This is a genomic window from Robbsia andropogonis (assembly GCF_000970345.1).
Classification (GTDB): Bacteria; Pseudomonadota; Gammaproteobacteria; order Burkholderiales; family Burkholderiaceae; genus Robbsia; species Robbsia andropogonis.
Map to the genome: position 1 here is coordinate 1 of NZ_LAQU01000070.1, position 8,109 is coordinate 8,109.

9 protein-coding genes are annotated in these 8,109 nt (G+C 46.8%); 5 read left to right on the forward strand and 4 right to left on the reverse strand.

Features of this window, described 5'->3' with window-relative positions; translation table 11 throughout:
- Positions 1-1,105: tyrosine-type recombinase/integrase (locus tag WM40_RS25045; protein WP_046154346.1), on the forward strand; the 1,105-nt coding region annotated here is incomplete at its 5' end.
- Between the two features lie 152 nt (positions 1,106-1,257).
- Here the strand turns inward: WM40_RS25045 and WM40_RS25050 are convergent.
- The 3 genes from WM40_RS25050 to WM40_RS28305 form a co-directional block, all read right to left on the reverse strand.
- The gene (locus tag WM40_RS25050) at positions 1,258-1,989 is read right to left on the reverse strand and encodes a hypothetical protein (protein WP_096349226.1); all 732 of its coding nucleotides are present in this window, start codon (positions 1,987-1,989) and stop codon (positions 1,258-1,260) included.
- Positions 1,990-2,334: 345 nt separating this feature from the next.
- Positions 2,335-2,733 (reverse strand): hypothetical protein, encoded by a 399-nt coding sequence (locus WM40_RS25055; protein ID WP_046154341.1) that lies wholly within the window; start codon positions 2,731-2,733, stop codon positions 2,335-2,337.
- Positions 2,734-2,761: 28 nt separating this feature from the next.
- Entirely contained in the window at positions 2,762-3,463 is a 702-nt protein-coding gene (locus WM40_RS28305; RefSeq protein WP_052738523.1) for a hypothetical protein, read from the reverse strand.
- A gap of 768 nt (positions 3,464-4,231) precedes the next feature.
- On the opposite strand from WM40_RS28305, the gene WM40_RS25065 reads away from it, so the two are divergent.
- From WM40_RS25065 to WM40_RS25080, 4 genes are all read left to right on the forward strand, one after another.
- Complete coding sequence (locus tag WM40_RS25065) at positions 4,232-5,680, forward strand: hypothetical protein (RefSeq protein ID WP_157685990.1); 1,449 nt, start codon at positions 4,232-4,234, stop codon at positions 5,678-5,680.
- 556 nt (positions 5,681-6,236) lie between these two features.
- The gene (locus WM40_RS25070) at positions 6,237-6,458 is read left to right on the forward strand and encodes a hypothetical protein (RefSeq protein ID WP_046154343.1); all 222 of its coding nucleotides are present in this window, start codon (positions 6,237-6,239) and stop codon (positions 6,456-6,458) included.
- 149 nt (positions 6,459-6,607) lie between these two features.
- On the forward strand, positions 6,608-6,931 hold the full coding sequence (locus WM40_RS25075; protein WP_046154344.1) for a hypothetical protein: 324 nt from the start codon (positions 6,608-6,610) through the stop codon (positions 6,929-6,931).
- A 358-nt stretch (positions 6,932-7,289) separates the two neighbouring features.
- Entirely contained in the window at positions 7,290-7,517 is a 228-nt protein-coding gene (locus tag WM40_RS25080) for a hypothetical protein (RefSeq protein ID WP_046154345.1), read from the forward strand.
- Positions 7,518-7,823: 306 nt separating this feature from the next.
- Here WM40_RS25080 and WM40_RS25085 read toward each other — a convergent pair.
- The coding region (locus WM40_RS25085; protein ID WP_046154348.1) for an integrase core domain-containing protein at positions 7,824-8,109 on the reverse strand (286 nt) is incomplete at its 5' end.

Below are 8,109 nucleotides of genomic sequence, written 5' to 3' on the forward strand. Positions count from 1 at the left end.
ATATACGCGGGGGACGCGACGTCGAGAGATGGGCTTGGGGCCGCTTTCCTTGGTTTCGCTAGCGGAGGCCAGGGCGCTTGCTTTGGAGTGCCGGAAGCTTCATCTCAGCGGGGCTGATCCGATCGAGGTCCGTAGACAAAAACTAGCTGCAGTCCATCCCAGCTCCGCGATCCCGACCTTCTCCGAGTGCTGTACGGCTTATATTGACGCAGCAAAGAGTGGTTGGAAGAGCGAGAAACAGGCTGCGATCTGGGCTGCATCGCTAGAAAAGTATGCGTCCAAGTATTTTGATCAAAGTCCGATTACGGAAGTAAGCACCGCTTTGGTTCATCAGGCACTATCGGCGATCTGGACGAAGATTCCTGAGACTGCGAACCGGGTAAGAGGACGCATTGAGGCTGTTATCGACCGGGATAGTACGAAAAACAATCGACGACGCGAAAATCCCGCGCGGTGGAAAGGGCATTTGGACAACCTCCTGCCATGTCGTAGCAAAGTCCAGAAGGTTCAGCATCATCCCGCGCTTCCAATCGAAAAGCTGGAAGAATTTTTCATAGCGCTGCGGAAAAGAACGGCTGTATCCCGGCTAGCTCTCGAATTTACGATTTTGACGGCAGCGCGGACTAATGAGGTCATCGGAGCGAAATTGTCGGAATTCCATCTTGCTGAGGGAATATGGACAGTTCCCGGAGATCGAATGAAATCAGGGCGTCAACATCGCGTCCCATTATGTGCCCGAGCCGTTGAGATCGTATGTGCTTTGGCGAATTCCAAAAACGTCTTTATCTTTAAGGGAAAAGACGCGGCCTCACCGCTCTCGAATATGGCGATGTTGAAACTGCTGCAAGTAGATCTTGGTCAAAAAGGAATAACTGTTCACGGATTTAGATCTACCTTCCGTGATTGGATCGGCGAATCAACCACGCACTCAAATGAGGTTGCGGAAGCGGCGCTGGCGCATATCATCGGTGACAAGGCGGAAGCAGCATATCGGCGTGGAGATATGTTTACACGGCGGCGAACAATGATGGTGGATTGGGCAATACGGTGTGGAGTTGGAACGTCGACAGAAACTTATAGCGACTCTATTATTTCACGTAAATGAGGACCGCGATTGCCAGTGTAAGTTCTCGCGTGCCAGATCTCGATCTGGAGCCGAATGTCAATGTATATCCAAATTTTAAAGCATTTTTCATGCAACGGAATAATGAAGATCCCGCAAATTTTTGCTTTTAATTTAATCATATATTAAAAATATCATTTCGGTTCGGATAACGAAAATTTCCGAGTGTATTCTAAGATAGTATCGAAATTACTGTTGTCACCGATCGCCTTCGCAGTCAAACAAAACGCAACTAACCCTCGATATACGTAATTCCAGATGTCATCTTTATGATCTTGCCAAAGCCGAGAGGTACGTAGTCCGTTCATTCGAAATTGGCAGGTGCGGCCACAATACATTTCCATTAGGAATGGAGATGCCCCGTGAATGTAGCCAGAGGTGGTTTTGTGTATAGCTTGCATTGCTGCGATTGCGGTGCTGGGGTCTCCACCCAACGTCGGGCTATTTGCGATAAATGCTGCGATTTTTTGTCGCGGGACATTTCCCCGCTTATTACGGGTCTGGGCGGGCCGATCAGGATCTTCGTTTTCCTCTTGATAAAACGTGCTCAAAAAGCGCTTATGAAGGTCGGTTTCACCATGGATAAGACCTAAGGCTAAGAAGGTAACATCGACCTCAGCTTCATCGACTATGCGGCATAATGACGCTTGCTCCTGAATAAATCCGTTTGAGAGTAATAAGTGCGCGGCGCGAAGAGTGCTAACAATCCGAGCCAATTTCTGAAGTATTGCGTGAAAAGCATCTTGTTCTGTGTAACGATAACCATGCATCTCCACAAACAACGGCTTCGGTTTCCGTTGAGTGAGTTGTTGGACAATATTTTCCATATAATCGAAAGCATCGTCATAAATTGATTTTATATGCATTGGATGAATATTAAATAAAATTAATTAATGTGCGTAATTCTGCAATATTAAAAATTATTTTTAATATTTTTAGATGAAGATTATTTCAATTTTTAGATATTTTTCTTATCTTAGTATTTTCGACGTTTTCGGGCTGTCTTTTTTCCGCAAAAACATACTTTTTAACCAAAAATTGCAATGGGTAAGTAAAATAAAATAATTAATATGCATATAAAAGTAACGCACTTCCTTTTACTATGCGAAATGCGGGTTCACCCTTCTTTACTCTTTTCCATTCCGATTTTAATACAAATTTTGCAGAGTCTAACAGCTCCTGTGTAATACGTCGTTCCTCGCGTTGGCGTGTTAAGACTGAGTCAAAAGCTTTATCGCTACTTTCGATGGAGTAAGTGTTAATAATTTTTGTCTAAATCCGGTAATTTGTTCAATTAATTTTTCATGTTCTTTCGAGTTGAGCCTAAGAATAATTCTGTGTTCGACCGCTTGTAATTCCTGGATGAGTTCAAAGTTATCGTCTAAGAATTTCGCTTGAGCTGTCGGATCATTAGATTTTCTTGCGTAAAGAGTCACAATTTCCGTGGCCCCGGAAATATATTGCGAAATATCCTTGCGCAACTCATCAATCCAAGATTGTCGAAACTCTGAAGTTTTTTGCTCTTTAGTAAGAACAGTGGAAATGAACACCACAAGTCCCGCGATAGCAGCTGCAACAATGGAACCTATCGCTGCATCAGGTAACTGCATTTATGCACCTCAGAATGAGTCAGCCTATTTACGAATGATTCGCTTGGATTGCTAGAAAATACATATCGCCCGCATGCGGATCGAATGCACCATACTCTAGAATAGGGCAAGCCACGATTGAAAAATGTGGTGGGCTACGTTTTTTAAGATAGCCTTTTAAGCTGGAAAAACCACGGTCAGTATGTATGTAAAGTTTAAACTCTTTTTTTGAGGCTAAATTGAATGCTACCGCTTTTGATAATCCGTTTGTGCCAGAGTCGAGTCCGCGAAGAGTAATCGGAATTTCGACGGCATCTCCTAGGCTTCGTGCGGATACAATATTATGAAAAGCCCTTGCTATTTTGTCGTCAAAAGTATATTTAGCCGACTTATTTTTGGAAAATAAATCTATTTCTACGTAACTGCCATCGTTATCACGAGCGCGAATAGCCGATGCGATCTGATCGAATTCCTTTACTATCGATCTGTCGCCGTAAGCACGTGTTTGTTTTACGTCAGGATTTTGAACAAAATCTGCATAAGGTGTTGGTTGTTGCGCTCCGGCTATGAAGGCTTTTCTACGTAACTCGGCTTGATCCTTTAGCTTCTCATCATCAGGGGGAAGCACTGTGTTTGCTAAGGCATACGCTGGCTCAACGGCCGTGTCAATTCGTTTAATTATCGCGTCACTTGCGGGGTTGCTCCCTATGAGGTCAGCTATAAAACCGCCATCTCGTGTCTGATCTAGCATGAACTCCGTCGGTTCGTAGTCTTCATCACGGAGTCGCGCATTCTTTCATACATTACCGTACTTGACATCGAGATGTGCTCTATCTATCGCTGTTTGTAAATGACTGAGCGTTTTGCTAAATGCACGTAACTGTACGGAATGATGTTTGGTGATTGGTCCGTCGAAATGTATTGATATTGTATTTTTAGACATATTTCTACGATAGCTTTAGAGATTGCTACTCGGAAGGGCGGAAGTTAAAGAGTATAGCAGTATTTGTGACTGCAATATAATTGACAATGAGAAGGAATGGTGCAAAGTTGAAGGTGAACTTATTCGAATCGAATTCCGCAAAAAATAGGTAGCTACTTCACCGGATGACGTTGCTTTTCTGAGTGCGATCAAGACGTTCTCACTGGAAAGGTCGAACATCGATTTGTGCCATTTACTGCCTGATTCACTGATTCTTGTTGTTTGTGGTGACCTTCGACTGTAGCAACGGAGCATCGCATGCAGCGTACCTTCTAAATCTGACGAGATGCTGAGTCGGGTAAGCTTTACAAACGACTATCAATAAGGATATGCAATCTTAACCAGAGCTAGCTGTTTAATTTGGATGCTGCATCTATTTGGCGATTCTGATGATTGACAGTATAGTATGTCAGTACGTAAAACTCGCAAACGTCTGATTTGGTCGTCAAAAAAGGCAAATTTGGTTTCGATCTAAAATTTGATGGCCTGTCATGCAATGTACTTGCAAGTCACGAAACGATACTATACCGACGCGAAATGTCAAAATTTACGTTTGATCCGTACGCCTCGATTGGACTGACAGAAAATCCTTTTGGTGTGCACGCTCTCAGCCCAGATGAGCGGGGACGACGTCTTCTAGTCGGGCGTAATGAAGAGGTCCTTTCGGTTGCACAACGTCTTCATAAGCACGGCAAAATAACTTGTTTAGATGGCCATGTTGGTGTTGGAAAAACTAGTTTGGTTAATGTGGCCGCCTTCGAGTGTTTCCAGGCATACTTGAAGGCAGAAACCCCGCAGCTCATCATTCCATCCGTTGTTTCCTTTCAGCTGAAAAAGGAAGCCGGCGTTGATCAGTTTTGCGCCGAAGTTTTTCAGGGGGTTGCCCGAACGCTTATCCAATATCGTGACTATCTGAAGGACTTCGACACTAAAGGACTTAACCTACCTCACCTGAATGCTTGGCTTAACTCACCAATCGTCCAGCATTTTAATAGTAGCGGTGATTTGACCGCAGGTCTGGGGGTCCCCGGCATAGCGTCGGTCGCAGTGAGGGGCGGTCACAGTTCTTCTGGTCAAGTAAATCAGTCAGTAGGTTTTGCTCAAGGTGGTTTTGAAGCGGTCGTTAAAGCGTGGCTGAATGAAATTTTTGCAGTCCAAGGAAACGGCGGTGTTGTCTGCATCATTGATAATATCGAGCTTCTGGAAACGGGGGTGTCTGCACGAAGAACGCTGGAGGCCTTGCGAGACAAGCTATTCAACGTGAATGGGCTGCGATGGGTGTTCTGCGGAGCGAATGGAGTGATTCATAGTCTTGCTGCGTCACCACGTCTTACTGCGTTTCTTAATGCGCCTGTCATTGACGTCAGAAATGTGCATCCGTCTACCATTGACGCTCTAGTAAAGGCGCGACTTCAGGAGTTCTCTACTGACCCGGATAAAGCGGAAGACGAACTGCCAATATCACTAGACGACATCAAGTACCTCTATCGTCTCGTCAACTACAATTTACGTGATCTGCTAGGGTTGGCTGACGAGTTTTGCGAGTTTTGCATGCAAAATGGAAAACCAGTCCGAGTAAAAGAAAAGAAGCAAGAAAAATTCGAACGATGGCTTGATAAAGCGACGACTGAACGTTACCAAGCGTTATCCAGTCGTGTCTCGCAAAATGCTTGGGCAGTTCTAGATGTTGCGATGAGCGCCATGTTTAAAGGTACTTTCGGTGCGGCAGATTATTCATCCTTCAATCAAAACAGCACGATTCCGTTCGAGAGGAGCACTTTTGGAAGGTGGTTACGCGAGCTTGTGAGACTTGGACTTCTGACGAAGTCGCTTGATGACGACCAAGGTGAAGACGACGATGGCTTCAATCGAGACGTTTTCTCCGTCACGGCAAAAGGTGCGCTTGTGCAATATGCAAGACTTAAAAAGCGTGAGAACTATTCTGTTGCTCCAGCAGGAGAGTGGATGAAGCGCGTACACTACTGACGGCGTCTTTGAACTGGCATTTTTTAGCATCCTGATAAAACGTTTCGAGTGCTATAAAGTGCCAGATGAGGAGTATCTTCTGACGACTTGAGCAGCTACATTCTGCTTTAAATCATTTCGTCGGTCTAGAATGCTGGGTTAGAGAAGTCGAGCGAGCCCGCTTCGATCAATTAGAAAAATTTTTCCCGGTTCTGGCATTTTCGGGCTCTGTTTGTGCCTCCGCGCAGTGCACATCTCCTGTAACGAGCCAGCAAATATACTGCGGCCAATGCTCCCCCAGCGCACAAATCATCTCATCGTTCAGCCGCTGCACCCCCAAATAAGCACTACGCCATCTCTGCCGCGAAATCCCCGTAATCGCCTCCAAATCGCGCCAAGGTCTTCTCCTATCGGCCACATGGTCTATTAGCCTAACGAATCTTTCGTGCATTTCCGACTTCATAGTATTGAGTATCCTAGTCACAAGTGTTTAAATTAAACACGCCTTGGAAGTAATTTAGGTATGCAGGATAAAAGTCCATCTGGATTTTCAATCTCAATTCACACACGGAACATCATGGAAAACAATCATCTTCCCTCCGCTGCCGACCTTGGCTCCTGCGCGATCCTTTCTGTCGGCTCCTCGCTCAAGGATGGAAAGCGAATTAGCTCTCTCACCATTGAAGGAGGGTTGTTAGATTTTGCTGATCTAGAGCCCGGCAATTTGGTTATCGCCTGGGCTTCACACGGATCGTTATTCATCGATCGGCTATCAAACGGTATCGATCAACAAATGTAAACGCTCTAGCCAATCGGAATACTGTTTACTCAACGCAAATCCTGTAATCATGTAGTTACAACACACGCAGCAGAAACGCAAGTCTGCATCGTGGTTTTCGGTCTGAAATAGACTCATTAATCGAATCTAAATATATAGGAATCCAAACTATGGCAACGAGACAAAAGCTGCAAATCGTCGGCATCACCGAACGCACCGGCGTTTCTGCAAAAACCGGGAAGCCCTATTGCATGCGGACTGCGCAATGCATTCTCCATCAAGAAAAGCCGGAAGGCACCCAGTTGGTGGTCGGCACTATTTTGCTACCAAACGAAGTCAAAGGGGCTGCGGTTGGCGAATTCTTGGCCGACTTTGAGTTTATGCAGTCGAGAGACGGCGCACTGGTGCCGACGATTGTGGAACTTCATCCATACGGCAGTAGCACGCAGAAACCGACAGCAAAGGCGGGGCAAGGGCTCGCTGCAACGGCCTGACAGCGGCAATGAGCGCTGATAACGGCCACCAATCGGTCTCGCTCTCCTGCCGCCCAGCACTTCATAACGAAGGCATAACGGACGCGGACCGTCAGCTTTGCCCGTCGGTTGATCGACAACCGATGAAACTACAGACATCCACGTCTCGACAGGTCGTGAATGAGACGGTCAGCGCCGAACCACTCAACCAACAAGAGTTGGGCGCGATATGTGCGTTGGCCGCATCGTCGGTGATTGGACTGTATTTGCTATCGGCGTTCGCAGGGGCAGTTTTGAGCTTCATCCGACGTGGATGAAGTTTTAAAGATCAGTAGGCAAGCGCGCCGGACGTTTTCCGGCTTTGTAGGTGGAGGGGACAATGAAGACTTTCAATAAAAACAAGCTGTATCCGGCGGTATTTTTGGTTGCCGCTGCTTCGGTGCCGCTTTCGGCAGTAGCAGCCGCGCCAGACTTTACGACGCTGACCACAGCGGTCGACCTCAGTAGCGTCGGTACCACTGTGTTAGCCGTTGCTGCGACGTTGGCAGCCGTTTTTGTGACCATCCGGGGCGCAAAGCTGGTCCTCGGAATGATCCGCGGTCGCTAAACGCCGCAGGCTTGCGCGAAGTGCCGCTGCAAGCCTGCATCGCCTTTCATAGGAACTACGACCATGAGTGCATCGATAATGTGGGAAGGACTTTTCTTCCTATGGGGCCTCGCTTGTGCCTCGGCGATTGTTCAGGGCCTCAGGCGCTAATGTGAAGCGAATAATTATTGCTCAGATGCTACTCGTGTCGGCGATCTGGTTTTCAAATATACCGCGCGTTTTGGCTCTGCCGATTGCTCTTCCAGTCGCTAATTTCGTCATTAATCGAATGGTCGCGGGCTTACTTTTGCACGTACTTTGTAGTGGTCAACTCACGCCGGACACCGGGTTAAATTTTTCCTCTGCGACTGCCGGTGCTACACCGTCATTGAATTGATGCGGCCGAATCCAGTTGTACCGCTGCATCAGGTAATAGCTGATGTCGCGATGCGCTTCCCCGGCGCTCATATATCCGGTGGTCGGAACCCACTCCGTTTTCAGGCTACGGAAGAGACGTTCCATCGGACTGTTATCCCAACAATTTCCGCGCCGGCTCATGCTCTGCTTAATACGATAACGCCACAATCGCTGACGGAATTTTCGGCTGACATAC